Origin of the sequence: Streptomyces sp. DH-12, from assembly GCF_002899455.1 — a bacterium.
Lineage (GTDB): Bacteria > Actinomycetota > Actinomycetes > Streptomycetales > Streptomycetaceae > Streptomyces.
The window spans coordinates 1-22,165 of the sequence record NZ_PPFB01000003.1; the positions used below are offsets into that span (position 1 = coordinate 1).

The 22,165-nt window shown below is 69.0% G+C and carries 13 protein-coding genes and 1 pseudogene; 10 read left to right on the top strand and 4 right to left on the bottom strand.

All coding sequences use genetic code 11. The annotated features are described in order from the left end of the window. Nucleotides 1–127 precede the first annotated feature (127 nt). Nucleotides 128–466 (bottom strand): hypothetical protein, encoded by a 339-nt coding sequence (locus tag C1708_RS33280; RefSeq protein ID WP_342210933.1) that lies wholly within the window; start codon nucleotides 464–466, stop codon nucleotides 128–130. A gap of 580 nt (nucleotides 467–1,046) precedes the next feature. Between C1708_RS33280 and C1708_RS33285 the strand changes: the two genes are divergently transcribed. Both C1708_RS33285 and C1708_RS34150 read left to right on the top strand, forming a co-directional pair. Further along, complete coding sequence (locus C1708_RS33285) at nucleotides 1,047–4,400, top strand: RHS repeat-associated core domain-containing protein (protein WP_241911497.1); 3,354 nt, start codon at nucleotides 1,047–1,049, stop codon at nucleotides 4,398–4,400. A 12-nt stretch (nucleotides 4,401–4,412) separates the two neighbouring features. After that, the gene (locus C1708_RS34150; RefSeq protein WP_157951321.1) at nucleotides 4,413–4,550 is read left to right on the top strand and encodes a hypothetical protein; all 138 of its coding nucleotides are present in this window, start codon (nucleotides 4,413–4,415) and stop codon (nucleotides 4,548–4,550) included. Nucleotides 4,551–4,671: 121 nt separating this feature from the next. On the opposite strand, the pseudogene C1708_RS33290 reads toward C1708_RS34150, so the two are convergent. Next, nucleotides 4,672–5,363, bottom strand: a pseudogene (locus tag C1708_RS33290) (transposase). A 124-nt stretch (nucleotides 5,364–5,487) separates the two neighbouring features. On the opposite strand from C1708_RS33290, the gene C1708_RS33295 reads away from it, so the two are divergent. After that, nucleotides 5,488–6,036 (top strand): hypothetical protein, encoded by a 549-nt coding sequence (locus tag C1708_RS33295; RefSeq protein ID WP_106416654.1) that lies wholly within the window; start codon nucleotides 5,488–5,490, stop codon nucleotides 6,034–6,036. Here C1708_RS33295 and C1708_RS33300 read toward each other — a convergent pair. Next, nucleotides 5,993–6,784, bottom strand: a complete 792-nt coding sequence (locus C1708_RS33300) for an IS5 family transposase (protein ID WP_106416655.1) — start codon at nucleotides 6,782–6,784, stop codon at nucleotides 5,993–5,995. The two genes, C1708_RS33295 and C1708_RS33300, sit on opposite strands and share 44 nt — an antisense overlap. Nucleotides 6,785–7,217: 433 nt before the next feature. On the opposite strand from C1708_RS33300, the gene C1708_RS33305 reads away from it, so the two are divergent. Continuing rightward, nucleotides 7,218–8,084, top strand: coding sequence for an alpha/beta fold hydrolase (locus C1708_RS33305; RefSeq protein ID WP_241911498.1), 867 nt, complete (start codon nucleotides 7,218–7,220; stop codon nucleotides 8,082–8,084). 35 nt (nucleotides 8,085–8,119) lie between these two features. Further along, nucleotides 8,120–12,535: an AAA family ATPase gene (locus C1708_RS33310; RefSeq protein ID WP_106416656.1), complete on the top strand. Its 4,416-nt coding sequence runs from the start codon at nucleotides 8,120–8,122 to the stop codon at nucleotides 12,533–12,535. A gap of 131 nt (nucleotides 12,536–12,666) precedes the next feature. Here the strand turns inward: C1708_RS33310 and C1708_RS33315 are convergent, their stop codons facing one another. Continuing rightward, nucleotides 12,667–13,566, bottom strand: a complete 900-nt coding sequence (locus C1708_RS33315) for an HD domain-containing protein (RefSeq protein WP_241911499.1) — start codon at nucleotides 13,564–13,566, stop codon at nucleotides 12,667–12,669. A gap of 25 nt (nucleotides 13,567–13,591) precedes the next feature. On the opposite strand from C1708_RS33315, the gene C1708_RS33320 reads away from it, so the two are divergent. The 5 genes from C1708_RS33320 to cas6e are packed head-to-tail and all read left to right on the top strand — an operon-like array spanning nucleotide 13,592 to nucleotide 18,666. After that, nucleotides 13,592–15,178 carry a type I-E CRISPR-associated protein Cse1/CasA gene (locus C1708_RS33320; RefSeq protein WP_198602785.1) on the top strand — a complete coding sequence of 529 codons (1,587 nt, stop codon included), beginning with the start codon at nucleotides 13,592–13,594 and terminating at the stop codon, nucleotides 15,176–15,178. Next, nucleotides 15,175–15,777, top strand: a complete 603-nt coding sequence (casB, locus tag C1708_RS33325) for a type I-E CRISPR-associated protein Cse2/CasB (RefSeq protein ID WP_106416657.1) — start codon at nucleotides 15,175–15,177, stop codon at nucleotides 15,775–15,777. The genes C1708_RS33320 and casB overlap by 4 nt, the downstream gene beginning before the upstream one ends. Next, nucleotides 15,774–17,108: a type I-E CRISPR-associated protein Cas7/Cse4/CasC gene (locus C1708_RS33330; protein ID WP_106416658.1), complete on the top strand. Its 1,335-nt coding sequence runs from the start codon at nucleotides 15,774–15,776 to the stop codon at nucleotides 17,106–17,108. The genes casB and C1708_RS33330 overlap by 4 nt, the downstream gene beginning before the upstream one ends. After that, a complete protein-coding gene (gene cas5e / locus C1708_RS33335) occupies nucleotides 17,105–17,953 on the top strand; it encodes a type I-E CRISPR-associated protein Cas5/CasD (protein WP_106416659.1) in 849 nt (282 codons plus the stop codon). The genes C1708_RS33330 and cas5e overlap by 4 nt, the downstream gene beginning before the upstream one ends. Beyond that, the gene (cas6e, locus tag C1708_RS33340; RefSeq protein ID WP_106416660.1) at nucleotides 17,935–18,666 is read left to right on the top strand and encodes a type I-E CRISPR-associated protein Cas6/Cse3/CasE; all 732 of its coding nucleotides are present in this window, start codon (nucleotides 17,935–17,937) and stop codon (nucleotides 18,664–18,666) included. Before cas5e ends, cas6e begins: the two co-directional genes overlap by 19 nt. Nucleotides 18,667–22,165: the final 3,499 nt, after the last annotated feature.

The window sequence follows — 22,165 nt, forward strand, 5'->3', positions numbered from 1 at the left end:
CGACGCCGGACGTTAAAGATCAAGCTAGTGGGTGGAGTGGCGCGACGGTCCCGCCCACTACTTCCGCACCGTCCGCCCCCGAGGAATGGATGCTGCGGTCGCTGGCAGTGGGTGCGGTGTCGTCAGGTCAGGCGGCTTGTTCCCACTCGCAGGGGACGTCGTCATCTTCCTCAGACGCTTGCTGGTGCGCGGCCTTTTCGTGGGCGCGGAGGGTGGCCCAGAGCGGGACAGATGCGCAGGTGAGGTACCAGGGCAGCGGCCACAGCATGTGCCACCAGTCGGCCTGTGGGGCGAGGAGGAAATCGGTGGCGGCGGTGGTCATGCCGGCGGCGAGGCTCCAGCACAGCAGGCGCCCGGCCTGTTGCACGCAGCGCGTGAGCCGCTGGGCGGGAACGCGGTGATGGCGGGTGGGGTGGGAGCAGGGCGTGCGTCTGCCCGGTGTGCTCATCGCAGGGATGTCCTTCACGACAGGGGTGGTTGCCGCGGGCTGGGGGACCACGCATGCAGGACGGGCCAAGTGTGCATTTGGTGAAACCGCGCGCACAGCGGCGCCTCACGTGCACCCCATCCTCTGAGACAACTTCTCCGCTCACCTGTTCTCCGCCATGGTCAGCGAGAACACCCTGTTCAGCCAGCATGGCAGGCCACCGGGCAGGTCTGAACCTGGCCGAAAGGCGGCGGTCGGGAACCGCGGTGAACCGGAAGGCGCCCCGGATCGAACAATTCCGGTCGAGCTGCCCTCCGGAAACGGTAATGGAACCGACAACTCCGCCCGCTGCCTGCGGGGTTGTAGGGCTAACGTCCTGGTTTATCGAGGTGAAGCGGTGGGGCTGGTTCTGGCCCGCATGCATATGTGCATCGGGGGGAAGCCGCGCCGGTTTGTGTGCTTCCTGTGACAGCTTGTGTGCCGCTGGCGACCACTGGGGTTGCCGGGTCTGACTTCCTGTGGGGGGAAGCTGATGCACTCGCGTGCTGCACGCACGCCGTTTCGGCGTGCCCGGAGAACACACAGAACCGCCCTCGTCTCGGCGATCACCACGGCCGCCGTGGTGATCGCCGCCGCGCCCGGCCTGGCGGCGACGCCGAAGCCGGAGCTGCCGGAGCCGGAGAGTCCGTGGACGAAGCCGACCAAGGTGGAGGCTCCCGCGACACCGGCCGGCTCGACCCGGGCGCCCGCCTCGGAGGCGGAGGCCAAACCGTCGGCCGAGGTCGCGGCTTGGCGGGCGGCGCAGAAGGCCCGCGCCAGCGGTGAAGAGCCCGCCAAGAACTCCGCATCCCGCTCGGCCGCCGCGGACGCCGCTGCAGCCGACTACCTGCCCGAGGGACAGGGCGACGTCCCCTGGCACCAGATCCTCGACACCCGCCTCAACGACGCCCTAGTCGCGCGGGTGAACGTCTCCAACGGCAACCTGATGCTCGCCGCGACCGACTTCGATATCGCCGGCGTCGGCCAGAAACTCCAGCTGACCCGCACCTACAACTCCTTCGAGGCCCCGTGGGGGAAGGTGTCGCAGCGCTGGTGGCAGGCCTACGAACGCTACCTGCAGATCAACGACGGCGAGGTGGACGTCTTCGACGCCACCGGCAGCCTGCTGCGCTTCACCGCAAACGCGGACGGCACGTACACGACGCCGACGGGCTACTCGAAGGATCTGAAGAAGAACGCGGACGGCACCTACACCCTCACCGACCGCAAGTCCGGCACCAAGGACACCTACAACGAGCACGGCACGCTGCTGAAGGTGACGGACAAGAACGACGGCACGATCACCGTCGACCAGCACGACGAGGGCGCCGAGCACAAGGGCTTCAAGCTCACCGAGACCCGCTCCGGCCGCTGGATCGACCTGGTCAAGACGGACGCGAGCCAGTGGCAGGCCAAGGACCACACCGGCCGCACCGCCGTCCTCGACCTCGACGTGGCCGGAAACCTCGCCAAGGTCACCGACACCGCCGGCAAGGCCACCGCCTACGAGTACGACTCCTCACGCCGCCTGACGAAGGTGACCACCCCCGAAGGCACCGTCACCCTCTTCACCTACGACAGCCACAACCGCGTCACCTCCATGCAACGCGCCACCGACACCTCGGGCAGCGGCCACACCGGGCCGACCTGGCGCTACGACTACACAGCTGCGACCCCCTCGGATGCGGGCACGACGACGGTCACCGACCCCGACGGTGACGAAACGATCTACACGCACAACGCTGACGGCGAGGTCACCAAGGTCACCGACCCCCTCGGCCACTCCCGCCACTCCACCTACAAGAACCACCTGACCCAGACCGCGATTGACGCGATGGGCACCGGCACGGACGGCACCGGCGGAAACACCACCACCTACGGCTGGGACGACCGCAACAACGCCATCTCCCAGAAGCTGCCAATGGGCGCCACCGCCCAGGTCTCGCAGTACCAGACCATCGCGGGCACCGACCTGCCCAGCGACATGACCGGCGCCAACGGCCGCAAGGACACCTTCAAGTACGACACCAACGGCAACACCATGTCGGTCACCACCACAGGCACCGCGGGTGGAACCCGTGAGTACACCTACAACGAGGCCGACCCGACGTGCGGCGGTTTCGAGGGCCAGCGCTGCACTGCCAAGGACGGCAACGGCAAGGTCACCTCCTTCACCTACGACGACCACGGCAACTTGGTCAAAGTGAACCCGCCGGCGCCGCTGGGGGAGACGACCTACACCTACGACGCGCTGGGACGGGTGGAGACGGTCAAGGACGGCCGCGGCATCACCACCGTCTACGGCTACGACTCCCGCGACCGCGTGCGCGAGGTCTCCTCCACCAACTTCACCGTCACCTACTCCTACGACGGTGACGGAAACGTCAAGACCCGCACGGACGCCTCCGGCACCACGAAGTGGGATTACGACAAGCTCAACCGCGAGAGCGTGCGCACCCTGCAGAACGGCGCCCAGACGGCGCTGGCGTATACACCGGGCGGCGACGTCGACCACTACACCGACCCGACCGGGAAGACCGACTACACCTGGGACAAGGCCGGCCGCCTCGACTACCTGACTGCGCCGGACGGCAAGAAGACCGACTTCGAGTACAACAACAACGACAAGCGCACCAAGACCGTCTATCCCGGCGGCACCACCCAGTCGGTGACGATCGACAAGAACGGCCGCCCGGAGAAGATCAAGACCACCTCCGGCACCCAGACCTACGTCGACCTCGCCTACAGCTACAAGAACACCGCGGGCAAGGACACCACCAAGATCCGCACCCGCACCGACAACCTCACCAACTACACGACCACCTACGACTACGACTCCCAGGACCGCCTCCGCTACGCCCTGGAGGCCGACGCGTCAGGCGCGCGGAAGGCGTCGTGGCTGTACTGCTTCGACAAGGCCGGCAACCTCACCTCCCGGGACGGCAGCAAGAACACCTGCCCTGGTGGCACGACCTACACCTACAACGACGCGAGCGAGTTGACCGGGAAGAACGGGGTCACCACCGGCTGGTCCTACGACAAGCTCGGCAACGAGACCGCAGCCGCCGGCAACACGCCCCGCACCGGTGAGACCTGGACCGACTACAGCCAGCTGGCTGGCATCACCGCGGGCGGCAAGAGCTACGATCTGGTCCACGCCGGCACCACCAACGCCGAACGCACCAAGCTCGGCGAGACGTGGTTCCACCACACCGCCCTCGGCCTGGCGTCCACGACCACGAACGGCGTCGACACGGGATTCATCCGCGAACCGGCGGGCACGCTGAACTCCATGACGACTGGGGGGAAGTCCTACTACTACCTCACCGACGCCACCGGCAATGTCCTCGGCCTCGTCGACGACGCGGGCAAGCGCACCCACACCTACGCGTACGGTCCTACGGGTCTGCCCCGCGGCACCACCGCCGAGGCCGTCCCCCAGCCGTACCGCCACGCGGGTGCGTACGCCGACCCGACGGGCCTGTACAAGATGGGTCACCGCTACTACGACCCGTCTCTCGGCCGCTTCACCCAGCCCGACCCCTCCGGCCAGGAAACCAACCCGTACCTCTACGCCGGGGGCGACCCCATCAACAATGTCGACCCGAGCGGCTTGGACTTCCTGGGCTGGGACGGCGGCCAATGGGCCAGCGCTGCAGGCGTCGCCGCCTCGGTCGCGGGGGCGTTCGCGGGCGGTCCGCTCGGCATCGGCCTGGCGGCCGCTTCGGCGAGCCTCGGCGTCACCGGCTCGATTATGCAGGGAAACTCCGTCGGACAGACCGTCGCCACCGGAATCCTGGGCGCGGCGACCGGTGGAGTAGGAATTCTCGCCGCGTCCGCCGGTATCGGAGGTAAAACCGGAATCGGCCTCGCCGCTGGGTACACCGCGCTCGACGTAGGGGGCGGGATCGGAATTTCGGACAGTTTCCCGTAAAGAGGAGTTCAAATGGGCAGCCTGGCGTTCATGCCGATCAAAGATTCCATGCTGGCGACCATCATCCTGGGCGTTATCGCTGTAGTCGGAGTCGCTGTGGGAACGATGGTCCGTCAACGGCGTGAGGCGAAGAAGAAGGGCGAGAGGTAGAGCGGCGACGTGTTGAGCGGAGGGCCAGCGACTCGGTGCTGGCCCTCTGTCCGCGATTCTTCGGAAAGGTTGAACTCCCTGACAATTAGGGGATGTTCTGCCACTACTTCAGTGAGCTTCTTCAGCGCTGCCGCTCCAGGGTGAGGACGGCTTTGGCGATTGACGTCATGCGGTTGGGGCTGCACCGGGATCTGCGGAAGATGTGCCAGGACTTCAGGCGGGCGACGCCGCGTTCGACCGGTGCCCGTGCCGCGCCAGGGCCCGGTTGACGGTCTTCTCGGTGGGGGTGAGTTCCCGGAGGGGCCTGCGTTTGATGCCCGTGGTCAGCCAGGGGCCGCCGCCCTGGTAGGCGAGCTCGGCCAGGAGGGGGACGGCCTGGCGCTCGCAGATGCGGATGATCCGGTGGGTGCGGGCGGCGGTCAGGTCGTGGGAGCGGCCCGGCAGCGCGGGTGAGAGCCACAGCAGCCTGCCGTCTGGATCCGTGACCACCTGCACGTTCACGCCGTGCCGGCGGTGCTTGTGGGAGTAGTCCGTGCGTGAGTCGCCGACCCGGTCGCACTCGGCGAGGGTGCCGTCCAGCAGGACGAAGTCGGGGTCGGCCTCGCGCAGGACCTTCAGCAGACCCGGCGCGCGTTCGGCGAGCAGGTGGATGACTGTGCTGGTGTAGGCGTGGGCGGTGGACTCGCTGATCCCGAACCCGGCAGCGATCTTCGCCACGGTGACGTGTTCGCGCAGCTACACCAGTGCCACCATCGCGCGCTGAGACGGGCGGAGCTTGCAGCGCCGGTCGCCCTCACAGGTGACGATGAGCATGGTGACCCCTTAGAGGCTGTTGTCTTTCCGAGTCTGACGACTGCGTTTTCGCTGGTCAGGGATAGGTGCGGCGTCGGTGTGGGAGTGATGGACCATCGTTTCGTCGCTCCCGTGGAGGTTGCGGATGCCGTCGGTTGTCGGACTGCTGGAACAGCACGAGCTTGCCGCCCGTCGTCGTGTGGACGGGCTGCGCGAGGAGGCCGACCGCATCCAGGCCGAGCTTGCAACGGCCGAGCAGGAATGGCTGGAGTGGACGATCGCCCGCGAGCGCGTTGGTGCGGTGCTGTCCGCGCCGGGCGGCGATTCAGCCGACGCGGTGGCCGCCGAGCAACCGGGCCGTGCCGGGCTGGAAGCAGGGGTGCAGGCGTCGGCGCCCGTGGCGGCGAAGGCGAAGTCGCAGGTTCCGGTATGGCGCGAAGGGCTGGCCCGGACGGCACTGTCGGCGGACTACCAGCGCATCCTGGCCGCGCTCGCGGATCGGGTCCGTCTCGGCCAGGGCCCGCTGACCTGCCAGGAGATGACCGTCCTGTTCGGCATGGACGTGGTGCCGGCCAGGGTGGAGGCGCTGCGGTCGAAGGCGAAACGCCTGGTCTCGCGGGGCTGGCTGGCCGAGCCGGCACCGGGCCGGTTCACGCTCGCGCGGAGCGTGAGCGGGCCAGACGGCGGGTCATGACCATGGTCATCGACCAGTAGATCATCGCCTCGGCGCTGGTCGTGCGGCGTTCGAAGTCGCGCGCCAGGCGGCGGCTTCGCATCAGGTGGGCGAAGAGCCGCTCGACGATCCACCGCTTGGGCAGCACCACGAAACCGCGTGTGTCGTCGCTGCGCTTGACGATCGCCAGGACCAGAGCGAGCGCGGCCAGGCAGTGTTCGACGAGGCTGCCGGTGTAACCGCCGTCGGCCCAGACGAGTTCCAGCCGGTGGTGAGCGTCGGCCACTCGCTCGAGCAGCACCTTCGCGGCGGCGCGGTCACCGATGTCCGCTGCGGTGACCATCACACCCAGCAGCAGGCCGAGGGTGTCGACGACGACGTGCCGCTTGCGTCCGTTGATCAGCTTCCCGCCGTCGAAGCCGCGGCTGTCGGCACCCACCACGGCGTCCGCCTTGACCGACTGCGAGTCGATCACCCCGGCCGTCGGCTCCGCATCCCGCCCCGTCTCCAGGCGGACTCGGCCGCGCAGCCGGTCGTGGAACTCCCTGGCCAGGGCGTTCTCGCGCCATCGGCGGAAGAACGCGTAGACCCGGTCCCACGGCGGGGAGTCGGCCGGCATTGCACGCCATTTGATGCCGTTGTCCACCAGGTAGCGGACGGCGTCCAATATCTGCCGGTGGCAGTACGCCTCCGGCTGCCCGCCCCGGCCACGCAGCCAGCCCGGCACCGGCAGCAGCGGCCGGACCACGGCCCACTCCGCGTCCGTCATGTCCGAGGGATACCGCCGAACACGCTCCGGGTGATCGACCGCATTCCCGATCCGGTGGGCGAGGCAATCACACGATGGTGCAGCCGAGTTGAACTCCACCGGAGTGAGCACGTAAAACTGCGGCAACAGGGTCTCCTGGATCTCGGTCGGCTTCGCAACCCCGAGCTACCAAGAGGCCCTGCCTTCATGCCCGCAGCCCGCCGCGATCACCCGATCGAGACTCCCGTTCGACGCCCGCCTCTCAAGACCGGAACGACAACAGCTACTTAGGGTTTGTGCGGGGTGAGCAGGGGCGTTCGGCTGTGATAATCCGTCGTTGGGGTCCTGTTGGAGTCGGACGCCGCCCGCATGTGTCGGGGATGTGTCCTGCTGTTTGTGCTATCGGACTAGTCTCGTTGCCTGACCGGGTGGCATGTAGGTGGGGGAAGCGAAGATGGCGCGCATTGTGGGGGTGCACGGCATTCGGCAGTCCAGGACCTCGAAAGAGCAGCTGACGAACGATTGGTCCCGAGCGCTCAATCGCGGGCTCGGCGAGCTGGGCAGGCCGGACCTGTCTGCCGACGCGTTGGAACTACCTCACTGGACGGGGCTCCTGGCCCGTGGAGCGAACCACCTCGGTCCAGAGGAAGACCGGTTCGACGTGGCGGTTCCTTTGAGCGAGGAGGAAGTCGACTTCGCGGCCACGGCGCTGGAGGAAGTCGTCCGGCAGGAAGACCTGGCCCGTGTCCAGCAGTTGGAGCTGCAGACACTTGGATTGCCGCAGCTCTGGCCGGCGCGCCTGACGCGCCTGGTGATGGCGTACGATCGGCGCTTTCCCCGAGGCGGGGGCAAGCTCTTCGTGAGCATGATGCGTGAGGTGCGGTTCTATCTGTACGAGCCCGACCTAGCCGCGCATGTACGGGCCTTGGTTGCTGAGTCCTTCAGCGGGAGTACCGCCGTCGTCATCGGGCATTCGCTGGGCAGCGTGATCGCCTATGACCTGCTGCGCCGGGGCGAGATCGCACCGGATCGATCGTCCGGCGTGCGCACGCTCGTGACGTGCGGCTCTCCCTTGACCATCCCCTCGGTGCGGCGTGGGCTGAACGTTACCGACGGCGAGCCTTTGAAGCTGCCCGGGGACATCGCGTGGGTCAACGTCTTTGACCCCGGAGACTTCATCACCGGAGGAACGGGGCTCAGTGCTCTCTCACCGGAGATCACAGACGCGGAAGTCGACAACGGCATCGGTAATCCGCACAGCGCGCTCCGCTACCTGCGGTCCACTCAGGTCGCGGACGTGATCGCAGAGAGCTGCCAGTGAATAGGGGCACAGCTCCGAAGACGAAACAGCGACGGTTGATCGAGATCGCCACGCCGGAGCGCGGCGACGCAGCCTTCAGCAAGGGCATTGCCGCACAGGTGGCTGCCGTGAGGGGGTGGTGGGCCGATGCCTCTCTCGGCGAGGACCGCAGCTTCACCATTGCCGCGCCCGAGAATCTCCACAATGTCTATGATCTTCGAAAATTCCTGGATGAGCAGAGACCGGAAGACGCTGCTTACGACGAGGCCCTGGTCGTCTACGTCACCGGCCACGGAGTCAGTCGGCCGTCAGATGATCATTTCCTGCTCCTGCGGGACTCTGACGAGGAGCGTCTTCCGGCGACGGCGTTTCAGACCGCCGACCTGATCACGCGAGTGCTGGACTCTGATGCCGACCACGTCCTGGTCATGGTGGACTCCTGCTTCTCCGGTGTCCTCCGCAAGGATCTGCTGCGCCGCGTCCAAGCGCTGAGCGACACACGACGCCGGCTGAAGTCCCTCGTTGTCATCTCGTCCGCCAACGAGGAGGGGACTCCCCATCCGGAACAGTTCACGCGCTTCCTCGAAGCGGTTGTCTCCCACCTCAAGGATAAAAAGTCAGGGTTCGCAGCCCCTCACCTGAGCTTTGAGGAATTCTTCGGCGCGATGACCGCCTTGTACGAGGAGGGGGTCGCGCCCGAAGTCCAGTTCCTCTGGCCGGAACATTCTCTGCCCAGTCGCAAGGACCACCATCAGCCCAGTCCCTGCCTCCCCAACCCCGGCTACGAATCCCCGTCCGCCCTCGTCGGCAAGGCGCGCAGCGCCGTGGCATGGAGTGCGGCCGATCTCGACTCGTACTGGCTCTCACGCGCCTCCGGCCAACTTTCCCACGGAGATCCCGGCTGGTACTTCACCGGCCGGACCAGCCATGTACGGCGCATGATCGAGTTCCTTGAGGGGGAGGGGGGCACGCTCGTCGTCACCGGGGAGGCAGGCTCGGGCAAGTCCGCTCTGCTTGCTCGCGTCGTGACGCTCAGCGACCCGACGTTCCGGTCCGACGAGAGGTACCGGCCCTTCATCGAGGCCATACCGTCCGATCTCCTGGTGCCGGAGGGAGCCGTCGATGCTGCGGTGCTCGCCCGGAACACGGACGCCATCGAGCTGACCGCGGCGCTGTATCAGGCGCTTACAGGCGATACCCCCGCAGACGGCAGGGGAACCACTGCCCTCGATCAACTTTTGGATCACGTACTGGACGCCGTTCGCGAGCGGCGCCGGCCCGTGACAATCGTCGCCGATGGCATCGACGAGGCGACGGCTCCCGCAAGGATCATCACGGACGTCATCCGCCCGCTGGCCGACCTGTACACAGACGACGGGCAGCCCGCTGTACGGATGCTTCTGGGCGTACGCAGCGCGCACGCCAGCGCTGCAGGTCGCCTCCGTCCCTCGCAGGACCGGGCGTCGGATCTGCTGAATCTCCTGGTCCGCTCCACTGACGCAGAAGAGCCCCTGCGGACCGACACCGGCACGGCCGAGGACATTGCCACCTATGTGAGCACGCTGCTGAGAAGCCTATTCGGCCGCTCCGATCCCTCGGCACATCCGGATGCGCACCAGCTTGAGAAGCTTGCGGCCGCTATCGCCGAAGAGGTGGCTCCTTCGTTCCTGGATGGCCGCCTTGCTGCCGAAGCGCTTCACGCACAGGGCCGACTCCCCGACCCGAACGACTTGCAGTGGCGGCACACCCTGCGGCAGGGAACGCAGGAGCTTTTGCGGCAAGACCTTCAGGAAGTGCTACGCAACATCGACTTGCCGGCCGAGCTGGTCGTGCAGACTCTGAGGGCCACGGCTTTCGCGCAAGGCGCTGGTCTTCCGTGGGCCGAGGTGTGGCCGTGTGCGGTGCAGGCTCTCTCCGGAGGCGACGTCGTCGCCGCTCCCGATGCGGTGATCCGACGGATACGCGAGAGCAGGCTTGCCGGTTATCTGACGACCGGCACCGAAGACAACCGCTTCGTCTACCGGCCCATCCACGAGCGCATCAGTGAGGTGCTGCGGGAGAACCCTCACCGCCTAATAGACGGCGAAGCGCTGCCTGACGCACCTGCGGCGGGAGCCACGGGCAGAGAGGCCCATCGGAAACTGGCTGTTGCCTTCAGCGCTTTGCAGGAGGCCAAGGAGGGGCCGCCGCACCCGTATCTGCGCCGCCACCTGATTCAGCACGCTGCGGCCGGAGGCGTACTGAACGACCAGATCGGCACCGAGAAGTTCCTCCCCTACGAGACGAGCGGGAACGTCCGCGGTGCCCTGGGACTTCTCTCCGAACACGCCACGGACACGACACGCCTTTTCGCCTGGGCACGCATCGAGCCGTTCCTCGCCGACGCACCTCCCGCGGCGCGTGCGGAAAGCCTGCGCTTCTCCGCGTGGGAGCAGGGAGCTGTCGCGCCCTCGAGCTCTGGGTACACCCGTAGCCGAGCTGTGGCGATGCTTGTGCCGCGCTGGAAGGACCTCGCAGTGCCGGGCAACGTCCTGGCGCGGCCGGAGGCGGGCGTCTGCTCGATGGTGTCGTTCACTTTGAAGGACGGTACGCCGCTGATCGCGGTGGGTGGTGTGGATGGCACCGTGCGGGTGTGGGATCCGTCCACCGTGGCTGCGGTCGGCCCGCCGATTAAGGGGCCTGGGCCGTTCGTGCGGGCGCTGGCCGTTGTGCCGGGTCCGCGGGGAGAGCCTCTTCTGGCCGTCGGCTGTGACAGCGGCGCGTGGACGTGCGACCCGCTGAGCGGCCAGACTGCGCCACTGCCGGTCACGGCACCGGTCCACGCCCTGGCCTCCTTCACCGGCCGGGACGGGACGGCGCGGCTGGCGATCGGTACCCTTTTCGGGCTCGTCCTGTGCGATCCGCTCGCCGGGACCGTGGAGGCCGATGCGGACGAGAGCGGCGCTCTGGCCGGAGCGGTGGACGCCCTGGCCGTCCTGTCCCTCGCCGACGGCCGCACCTTGCTGGCCGCACACCGGGGGGACAAGGTCGATGTCCTCGACGCAGGCTCTTTGGAGCCGGTGTGCGCGGTCCCACTTCCGGGAGAGCGGGTCTGCGCGCTCGCCATGCTCGAGGGACGGGACGGCAGTTCGATGCTCGCCGTGGCCACGCGGGCCTCGGGCACGGTCAGATTCTGGGACGCCCTGACGGGTACGGAGCAACGGCACCGCACGATCAGGCAGTCCGCAGCCGTGCTGATGCCGTACCGGCAGCCGGGCTCCGACACCCTGCTCGCGCTCGGTGCCGACGACGGCGCCGTACAGCTGTGGGATCCCGAAACAGGTGAGGAGGTTTGCCGGTTCCCCGCCGACCACACCGACGCGGTGACGGGACTCGCGGTCGTACCGGGGCATGACGGAGTTCCCGTCCTGATCTCTGGCTCGCTCGATCGGACCGTGCGTGTCTGGAACCCCGAGGTGTGGGCCCGGCGTGCGGTGCAGTCGTCCCTGCCGGCCGACGGCACGTTCCTCGCTGTCCTCCCGGGCAGCACAGGCACAGCCGAACTGATCTCGGTCGGATCCGACCGGAACCTCGTCGTGCGATCGGCGGACACGGGCCGTGCCGTACGGTCGATCGACCTGCCTTATACGGGTGTCGACGGTCCGGTGACGGCCCTGACCACACACACGCCAGCGGACGGCTCCGAGACAATCGTCATCGCAGGGCTGCCGGACGGAACCATCGGCTGCTGGAGTGGTGCCTGGCGGCTGATGGACGCCTGGACCTTTCAGGAGGACTATGCGACCGCACTGACCGTTTTCGCCGACGGCGCCCGTACCGTCCTGGCTGTGGGTACAAGCTGCGGGGCGGTCGCATACTGCGACCTGGCGACCGGCGAGGTGTTGGGGTGGCTCCACGGCCCAGGGGACACCGGCGGCCCCGTCCACGCGCTGGCGTACCTGCCTTTTCCTTCCGGTGGCGTGCTTGCGATTGCTTCCGATGAAGGCGTGCGGCTGTGTCGCCCGTTTCACGAGCCGCACGACGCATGGCCGGGACAGATCGGCCCCGTGCAGTCGCTTGCCGCCTGCCCTGCGGAGGAGGGCGAGTGGCACCTGACGGCTGGGGGAGTTGACGGCAGAGTACGTCTGTGGGCGCCGGATGCTTCGGGAGAAGAGCCGTTCACGCTGCCGGCCCGGCACGATGGGCCTGTATCCAGCCTCGGCGTCGTCCGGTCACCCGCCGGCAGCCCCCTGATCGTGAGCGCCGGACTGAGCGATACAACCGTGCGTCTTTGGGATCCCCGCGCGGGAGAAGAGGTGCTGCGGCTGGTCACGGCCGCCTCTTTGACGTCCCTGTGCGTTTTGCCGTCCCATGCAGGCCCGGCCACGGCGCAGCCCTTGATTGCCTTCGGCGGCCCGGCTGGGAGCGCCGCGGTGGCGCTCGGTCTGCCGCAGGGTGAGGAGAAGCCTGCGGGGCGGGGCAGAGGCCGGTAGGCTTTCGCCGCCAGGCTCGCTCCGATCGGCTTGCCGAACCAAATGGATCCACCCGCTCCGCAGCGTGCGGAGATGGCCCCTGTGGCGACTGCAGGTGCATCGAGCCCCGCCAGAGCGGGGATAGCAGCTGATCACCTGGTCACGCGCATCCGTGAGACCGCTTCCCGTGCGTGCAGCCGCGCTTGCTCCGACATCACGTCCAAAGTGTCGAAGGGGGAGGCGAAGCCGCGGGAGGCGGCCTCGCGGGACAGGTGGTTGCTCTGGGAGACCAGGCGGCTGAAGGCTGTCAGACGTGTGGGGTCCGTGGGCCGGATGAGGCTCGCAAGACTCTGTGCCTTGATGCCCACGTGGTGGGCGACGGTGTTCACCAGCGCGGTCCGGACTGCATCCCAGGCCGGGCCGCCGGTGGCCCGGTAGGCCTTGGCGACCGTGTCGGCGTGCAGGACGTCGGCACCATGCCGGTTGAGCGCGTAAGCGGCCGCGTAGAGACCCTGGTGGGCCCGATCACGGCACCGCTCGCCATCCACGTACCCCGCACAGTCGCAACCGGTCAGCCGTGGCAGCACCGCCGCTGTGATGTGCTCCGGATCGGCGTGACGGACCCGAGCCCTGGCCGGCGGCAAGGGAAGCCCTGCCTGCAGCGCCTGCTCCCGCCACGCCGTGCAGGCCTCATCGAGTGCGGAGGAGGACCGCTCGTCCGCGCTGAAGGAGGTCATGCGCGACGGGCTGGCGTGACCAAGGCGGCTCGCCCCGGCCAGGAAAGCGGCCGCCGACCGCATGTCCCACTCGCTCTCAGCCGCAAAACTCTCCGAGAGTTCGGCCCGTTGCCGTGGGCTCAGCACCCGTTCCCACAGTTCGGTCATCACGGAAGCAGCGGTGATCATCTCTGCGACGAGCGGATTCCACACACGTGCGTCGGAGACATCGACCGTCCCCCAACACCATTTAAAAGCATACCTATTGAGTTCTGCTGTTTTATTCACATTGCCCTCGTCCCGCGTGCTACGGTCCTGCGGCATCTCATCAGACAACTGTGGAGACTGGAGTACGGATCAGGTGCCATCGTCCGAAACACGTCCGTCTCCGGCAGGGCAGTTACGCCCCCGCTGGGACCCGCGACGACAAGCATGCATCCCAGCACTGACAACCGCCGGGCACAGCACCCCAGTCACCCTGGTCGAAGCTCTCAGGAACGCGGACGACCTGCTCGCCATCTCGGGAGCAACTGCAGGGGAGAGCGTCGCACTCCTCGAATACCTCCTCGCCATCTGCTACGCCTCCGGGACCTGCCCCACAACGGCCGACGACTGGCTCGACTGGGTACACGGCAGCCGCCCGCTTGCCGAGGCCGCCGACTGGCTGGAGGGTCGCCCCGCCGAACACTGGGACCTCTTCCACCCCAGCGAGCCACTGGGACAGAACTCCCTCCTCGCCCCCTACCTCGACGCACACGGGGCAGGGCCCGCCCAGCTGGTGATCGAGCACGCCGGGGACTACAACCAGTTCTTCGACCACCACCACCTCGAGCACCCGGCTCCGCTCCCTGCAGACATCGCCTTCCGCGCGATGCTCACCCAGCACGCCTATGGCCCCGGCGGCCGCGCCCGGGTCCCCGGCAAGAAGACCCTGGGCCCCACGCTCACCAACCTGGCCACCGGGCGCCTTGCCACACGGGTCCGCGTCGTCGCCCTGGGCGCAACACTCGGCGACACCCTGCGCCTCAACCTGATACCGACCGGCGAAGCCCCCGGCCGCTTCAACCGCACCTGGACGGTGGCCCCCCAGCCCCGCCGTGGATTCAAGACCAAGCCCTCGGGCCGACGGGTGGACGGTCCGGCCGACCTGCACACGGTCCTCGGCCGCTCGATCCTCATGCGGCCCACTGTCACCCAAGACGGGCAGCCGGCGGTGGACCGCGTTCTGTTGGCCGCCGGTGAACTCCTGGAACCACTGGCCGCTCACCACCTGCAGGACGCGGTCTATGAAAGCCCGGCGAACGGTACGGCGAGGCCCCTGCGGCCCTCGGCCTCCCGGGCCCTGTGGCGCGAGGCGCACGCCCTGTACGCGGCCGTCGCGGACCGGGACCACGGGCCCGACCTCTACGACCGCCTTGCCAGGCTCAGCGGCCGTCGGCTCAACCTCTGGACCGTCGGGCTGATCGCCAAGCAGACCACGGTCGTCACCTGGGTGTCGGACACGTTCCCCTTCGTGCCGGGCCGCGAGCGTGACCTGCGGTACGCGGCGGAGCGCGGTTCCCTCATCGCCGAGTACGTGGCCTCCTGCCTGTCCTCGGCGGCGTCCGTGGCCTGGACCGTGACCTACCCCAACCCGAAACCGGCCGACAAGGCCAGCCAGATCGCCCGGTTCGACGCGGGCCCGGAGCACTGGGCCCACACCGCCGAGCCCTTCCACGTGCTGCTGGACGAAACCGCAGCGGCCGAGGACGAGGTCGAGGTCGACGCGGCACTCGTCGAATACGCCACCGTGCTCGCGCATGCCGCAAGGCGCTTCCTGCGCAACCGCCTCGACTCACTGCCCGCCAACTCACGCGGCTACCAGGCACACGCGCAGGCGATTCGCCGCCTCGAGAGAGACCTCACCGGGCCCAAGGCCCCAGACGAACTGAAGGGGGACCAAAAGTGACCGCGGACGCACCCGGCACCGCGCGTGGGCATTCAGCCGACAGCGCCGAACCGCGCGAGCCCACACGCAGCGAACAGCTCACCCAGTGGCTGACCGGACTGGTGCACAGCCGCGACTACGGAAAACTCGCCGAACTGCGCCGGCCACGCATCAGCCGGAACGCCCATATCGAAGCGGGCTGGTTCGATCCAGCGCGCCGTGAGGTCTTCGAACAGGTGGCGTTCCTCTTCGCGGTCTACCACCAGGGAGCTGTCGAGCCGTCACGGGGTTACGGGAGTCTGGGGACCGCGGCCCGCCGGATTGGCACCAGCCTCGGACGCGGGCCCGACGACGCAGGCGCCAGCCGGCTGATGGACCGCATCGTCTCAAGCCGCCGGCCACCCCTACGGCACCTCCAGCACGCCATCGCCCGGCTGCGCTCGTGCGACGTGCCGCCGCCCTCCTGGTCACGACTGGCAGACGACCTCGCCCGCTGGACCGACCGGCAGGCCCGTATCCGCTACCGCTGGGCCGTCGACTTCCACGCCCCGCCGCCCAGGACCACCGCCAGGAACGACACCACCGCCACCTCGACCACGACGAAGGACACGCTGACGTGAGCACCCCCGTTGCCCTGACCGGGCACCAGTTCCTCTCCCTGCACCTGCTGGAGACGCTCGTCGCGGTACTTCCCGTGCGGGACGAGAACGGTGCACCCAAGTCCATCGTCTACGGCGGCGTGGAACGCCACATGATCACCAGCCAGGCGCGCCGGCGCGCCGAGCGGGTGTATTCACGCGACCGGGCGAACGCCCAGAAGGGTCCGCTTGCCGGACACACCATGGGCGTCCGCACCCGCGAATGGGCACTGGTGACCGCCAGGGCCCTGGAAACCCGGCACGGCTGGCCCAAGGAGCGGGCCCTGGCGACGGCACGCGCCGTTCTGCAGGCCATCGGCCTGAAGTTCGGCGACCCGGCCAAACCCACCGTTGCCCATCTCACCAAGGTGCTGCTCTTCGCGCCGGCGGACGCGGGGGAACGCATCGCCGGCCACCTCGACGCCGAACGGGAATCGATCAGTGCGTGGTCAGAGAACTACATCGCACGGTCCGAAGCCGCAGCCGCCGAGAAGAAGACCAAGAGAGGACGCAAGAGTACCCCGCAGGACGAGGCCGAGGCGAGTGCGGAGGCACCTGACCCCGAGGCTGCCAAGCTTCCTGCCCTGCCAAGGGCGACCAGGGACGCGGTCCTGACCGCTCTGGCACCCCGCGACGCGATCGACATCGCCCTCTACGGTCGTTTCCTCGCCGAGATCGCGGACTCGCCGAACGTCGACGGAGCGATCCAGAGCAGCCACGCCTTCACCGTCCACGAGGCCGAGCACACGGACGACTTCTACGCCGCCGCCGACGACGCCAAGCTCGCCCGCAAAAGCAACGCCCTGGACTTCCTCGACGCCGCCGACCACTCCGGAGCCGGCATGACCGGCTACCAGTCCCTCATCTCCGGCACTTTCTACCGGCACGCCGTCCTCGACCGCCTCAAACTGCGGCAGAACCTGCGCGCAGCCGGCATGTCAGAACCAGAAGCCGACTCTGCCGCCGTCGCTGCCGAGGCGGAATTCGTCAGTGCCTTCGTCAATGCCTTCCCCCAGGCCAAGAAGAACTCGACAGCCTCGACCGGTGCCCTGCCTGCCCTGGTCCTGGCCTTCGATGGAGACCGCCCCTTAAACTACGCCGCCGCCTTCCAACGGCCCATCGACGAGGTCGCCGACGGCGGTCCCGCCGGAGAACTCGCCGTACGCCGGCTCCTCGCCCACCACGACTTCGTCTGCCGGCGCCGCGACGACATCACCGCAGGCCGCGTCCTGACCTACGAACCCGCCATCCACACCATCCTTCAGGAACTGGGAGTCAAGGACGTGGAGTCCGTCGAGGAGCTCACGGCGTGAGCGGGCACGTCCTGCTCATCAGGCTCGCCGCCCCTCTGCAGTGCTGGGGAACCGTGTCCCGCTTCTCCCGTCGCGACACCCACAGCCGTCCGACGAAGTCCGGGGTCATCGGCCTGTGCGCCGCGGCCCTCGGGCACGACCGGGCCGAGGAACTCGGCGAACTCGCCGCCATCCGTTTCGGCGTCCGAGCCGATCACCCCGGCACCCCGGTACGCGACTACCACGTCATCGGGGCCGGCAAATACCCCATCCGCCCGCGCGACATCATCACCGACCACCGAAGGGCGGCCGCGCTGTCCGCCAGCATGGCGGACACCGAGGGCACAGGGTTCGGGCACCATGAACTCGCCGACTGGTACGGAGCACCGAAGTACATCGTCACCGAACCGGATTCGGGCGCTCTGGTCTCCAAACGGCTCGCCCGGGGCGCCCTCGTCACCGCGCGCTGGTACCTGGCCGACGCCGCGTTCGTCGCCGCCCTGCACCATCCCGACCGGGCCTTCCTCGAAACGGTCGCCGCGGCACTGGAAAGCCCCAAGCGCCTGCTGTGGCTGGGCCGCAAATCCTGTCCACCATCAGGAACCCTGGCCGGACCCCTGAGCAGCGGGACTATCGAAAGCGCCTTCCAATCCACAGCACTGCTGCCCGCACAGCACGTCGGCAGGCGGCCTTCTCCGCGGCCCTGGGCCTGGATCGAAGCAGCACCGGGCGCCCCCGCGGCAGTCCCCGTACAGGACCAGCCCGTCACCTTCGACACGGAACGCCGCGCGCACACCACCAGGTGGGAGACGAGGACCCGCATCACCATCGCCCAGAACGCCACCGAATGGGACATCATCCCGTGAACAAGCCCCCCGCCGCCCGCTTCATCGCCACGCACACCATCCTGACCATGGACGCCCGGCACCCGTACACCGCCAAGTCCCTCGTCGACGCCCAGGACATGCACCGCACCGTCATGAGCGGCTTCCGCGGCTGGGTCACAGACGGTGACCTTGATGCCCGAGCCCAGATGGGGGTGCTGTCCACCTGGTCCGTCGACCTGAAGGCAGGCACGCTCGTCCTGGTCGTGCAGTCCAGGGTCCCGGGCGACTGGGCCGGTATGCCTCGCGGCGCGCTCACCGGCAAACCGCACGTCATGACAGTCGACCGAACCTTCCGCCCGGGGGACACCCTGGCTTTCCGCACAGTCGTCAACCCCACGCACAGCCGACCCTCCGGACCGCCGGCCCCGGACCGCTCCCGTGGACGGCGCACCGCTCACACCCGCCCCGACCACGTGAAGAACTGGTTCGTGCGCCGTCTCCAGCCGCCCGGCGAGCCGCGCAAGGCCCCCGACAGCGTCGTCCGTATCGGTGCCACCGCCGAACCGGAGACTTTGGCAGTGCGGATGCTGCCCACCGTCACCAGCCCCAGCACCCATAAGGCCCTGCGCATAGTCCGCGCGGAAGTCCGGGGCACCCTCACGGTCACGGACCCCGCCGCCCTGGTCGACGCGATGACTCAAGGCATCGGACCCGGCCGGGCATACGGCTGCGGACTGCTGTTGACCAGGTGAACGTCCGCACCCCCTGCCATGAGTTTCGGACCCCTTTCGCAGCACGCGCGCGGCTGGACGGTCCCACGGCGGCCGTGTCCGTGAACACGTGGTGCCGCCGGCGAGGCCCTCTTGCTTTCCGCATCCACCGGGGAGAGGCCCGCCACCAGTCGCCACGCCGTACAGGGCGAGGACCGCCTCCCGCACCCGCGGGAATGGTCCCCCGTTCTCCGCGCCGGGCTGCAGGCCGAAGGCGTGCTCCCCGCACCCGGCGGGGATGGCCCCGACCTGGCGGCCAAAACGGACGAAGTGGCCGCCTGTTTCCCGCACCCGCGGGAATGGTCCCGCGGCGCATCTCGCGTTCGGTCCACTCGTCATCTGCTTCCCGCACCCGCACCCGCAGGGATGGACCCGGGGCCTTTATCGCGCGCTTCGGCACGTCCGGCTGCTCCCCGCACCCGCGGGGATGACCCCCAGACGATCTTCGATCTGCTGGTTGCCCAGACCTGCTCCCTGTACCCACAGGGATAGTCCCGTGACGCCAGGGAAGACCAGGTGGAGATACTCGCTGCTCCCCGCAGCCGCGGGGATGGTCCCGCCTCGACATCGGGGGTGGGGTGGCCTGTCAGCTGCTCCCCGCACCCGCGGGGATGGCCCCGCCACCACCGCCGGAAGCAAGACGTTCCAGGAGTGCTCCCCGCGCCCGCGGGGATGGTCCCTACGGCACGCACCCGTCGGAACCGAAGGCCCGCTGTTCCCCGCACCCGCGGGGATGGTCCCCGCAACTGGTCGCGATCGCCGTCGTGGCGGGCCTGCTCCTCGCGCCCGCGGGGATGGTCCCGTCACGGCCGGCGGCGCCGACCGGGCCAAGTCGTGCTCCCCGCGCCCGCGGGGATGGTCCCTCGTCGTAGAGTGCGCGGGCGTCGCGACGGGTCCGCTCCCCGCACCCGCGGGGATGGTCCCGAGACCCCGGACGAGTACCAGGACGGCCAGATCTGCTCCCCGCACCGCGGGGATGGTTCCGGCATCGCCACGCGAATGCTGGTCGACTACGACTACTCCCTGCACTCGCGGGGATGTTCCCGACTACACCGCGCTGTTCGCGGAGGAGTGCGTCTGCTCCCCGCACCCGCGGGAATGGCCCCCCGAAGTTTCTCGCCGACCTGGGCAAGCTGAACTGCTCCCCGCACCCGTGGGGATGGTCCCGTCTGGGCCTACGCACAGTCCATCCCGGACGGCTGCTCCCCGCACCCACGGAGATGGGCCCGTGATCTCGACCTCGCCGAGGGCGGTGTACTCCTGCTCCCCGCACCCGCGGGAATGGTTCCGTAAGCGGGCCGCCGCCCGGGTTCGCGCCCCGCTGCTCCCCGCGCCCGCGGGAATGGTCCCACGTCAAGGACGCGTTCCAGCTCGAGGAGCGCCTGCTCCCCGCACCCGCAGGGATGGTCCCATGAGTCCGCCGAGCCGCTGGCCGTCGGCGTTTTGCTCCCCGCACCTGCGCGGATGGTCCCCGGGCTCGTGGCCGGCATCCGCAGCGCCGCTTCTGCTCTCCGCACCCGCGGGGATGGTCCCGACTGAGGGTCGAGCCTGAGCCCAGGGAGGATCTGCTCCCCGCATACCGCAGGGATGGTCCCCAGACGGCCGCCGCTGGCCCTGCCCCGACGTCTGCCCCCGCACACCCGCAGGGATGGGCCCCCAGCGAAGTGCGGTGCTTCCGTGGGATGCTCTGCTCCCCGCACCTGCGGGGATGGTCCCCACAAGAGGGTCGTGGCGGTCAGGTTGCCGCGCTGCTCCCCGCGTCCGCAGGGATGGTCCCGCCCAGAGGGCTGGCGGGATGCTGGCGGCGACCTGCTCCCTGCACCCGCGGGGATGGTCCCATTTGCGACGCGTAGAAAGCCTGCGCCGTGCCCTGCTCCCCGCACTCGCGGGGATAGTCCCGCGGTGCCGTCCATCAGGTCGGCCCGCACAGTCTGCTCCCCGCACCCGCGGGGATGGTCCCAAGATCCCGCGTTGGTACGGCATCGGAAACGGCTGCTCCCCGCACCCGCGGGGATGGTCCCTCCGACGGCCCGCCGAACACGCCTCGCGTGCCCTGCTCCCCGCACCCGCGGGGATGGACCCTCGTCGCCACCGTCTGCGGCGATGTCGACGCCCTGCTTCCCGCACCCGCGGGGATGGCCCCCCGCTGTTCTGGTTCGGCGTCCTGGCGGCCGCCTGCTCCCCGCGCCCGCGGGGATGGCCCCCGGATGAACCCCAGGCCGACCTTGCGGGCCAGCTGCTCCCCGCACCCGCGAGGATGGCCCCGTCGCGCGCTCATGGATGGAGGGTCACGGAGACTGCTCCCCGCGCCCGCGGGGATGGTCCCTTGTCCGAGCTCGTGGTCCGGGAGGACAACACCTGCTCCCCGCACCCGCAGGATGGTCCCAGGTACTTGAGAGCCGCGCTCTGCGCCTTGTTCTGTTCCCCGCACCCGCGGGGATGGCCCCGGCCTCCAGCTCGACCTCAGCGTGTCCCGTGACTGCTCCCCGCACCCGCGGGGATGGTCCCGCTGCGGGCGGTCGCGGGGTGAGAGACCATGGCTGCTCCCCGCACCCGCAGGAATGGTCCCAAGGCTGCCAAGAACGGCACTCTCCCCAAGGGCTGCTCCCCGCGTCCGCGGGGATGGTCCCTGGCCGCAGGCCTGCGTCAGTTGCCTGACCTTCTGCTCCCCGCACCCGCGGAGATGGTCCCTGCCCACGGGTCCAAGCCGCCGGGTTCGCCGGCTGCTCCCCGCGCCCGCGGGGATGGCCCCGAGCCGCAGCGGGACCGGGAGGCCCGGCAGGCGTGTTCCCCGCACCCGCGGGGATGGCTCCGTCTCGTGGCTCAGCTTGAACAGGCCGTCGTCCTGCTCCCCGCGCCCGCAGGGATGGTCCCAGCCCGTTCGGGCTCCGCAGGGTGAGGGTGCAGTGCTTCCCGCGTCCGCGGGAATGGTCCCGACGAGGTTCGCATCATCGTCGGCCACCTGGCGTGCTCCCCGCGTTCGCGGGGATGATCCCTTCGCGGCATTGATGCGCCGCTTGTTCGACTCATGCTCCCCGCACCCGCGGGGATGGTCCCCAGACCGAGTGGCTGATCGACGAGGAGATCGTCTGCTCCCCGCGCCTGCGGGGATGGTCCCGTGTGCTTTCTCATGGGAGAGGTTGCGGCCCGCTGCTCCCCGCGCACCCGCGGGGATGGCCCCGAGGGCGGCCTCGGCGCGCTCAGCCCGCCCGTCTGCTCCCCGCGCCTGCGGGGATGGTCCCGCCCAACCGACCACGGTGATCGGAGTCGAGTGCTGCTCCCCGCACCTGCGGGGATGGTCCCAAGCACCTGGCGTACGCCGACGGCGGTATCCGCTGCTCCCCGCACCCGCGGGGATGGTCCCGACCTCCCCGGCCAAACCCTGCCCGCCGTCGACTGCTCCCCGCACTCGCGGGGATGGTCCCGGCATCCGCATGTACAGCGAGCACGCCGACTTCTGCTCCCCGCACCCGCAGGGATG

Bases quoted from the DNA above. Each gene is read 5' to 3' on its own strand.
- C1708_RS34150 (WP_157951321.1), top strand. From the start codon at position 4,413: ATGGGCAGCCTGGCGTTCATGCCGATCAAAGATTCCATGCTGGCGACC.
- C1708_RS33295 (WP_106416654.1), top strand. From the start codon at position 5,488: ATGCCGTCGGTTGTCGGACTGCTGGAACAGCACGAGCTTGCCGCCCGT.
- C1708_RS33300 (WP_106416655.1), bottom strand. From the start codon at position 6,784: ATGACGGACGCGGAGTGGGCCGTGGTCCGGCCGCTGCTGCCGGTGCCG.
- C1708_RS33305 (WP_241911498.1), top strand. From the start codon at position 7,218: ATGGCGCGCATTGTGGGGGTGCACGGCATTCGGCAGTCCAGGACCTCG.
- cas6e (WP_106416660.1), top strand. From the start codon at position 17,935: ATGGGACATCATCCCGTGAACAAGCCCCCCGCCGCCCGCTTCATCGCC.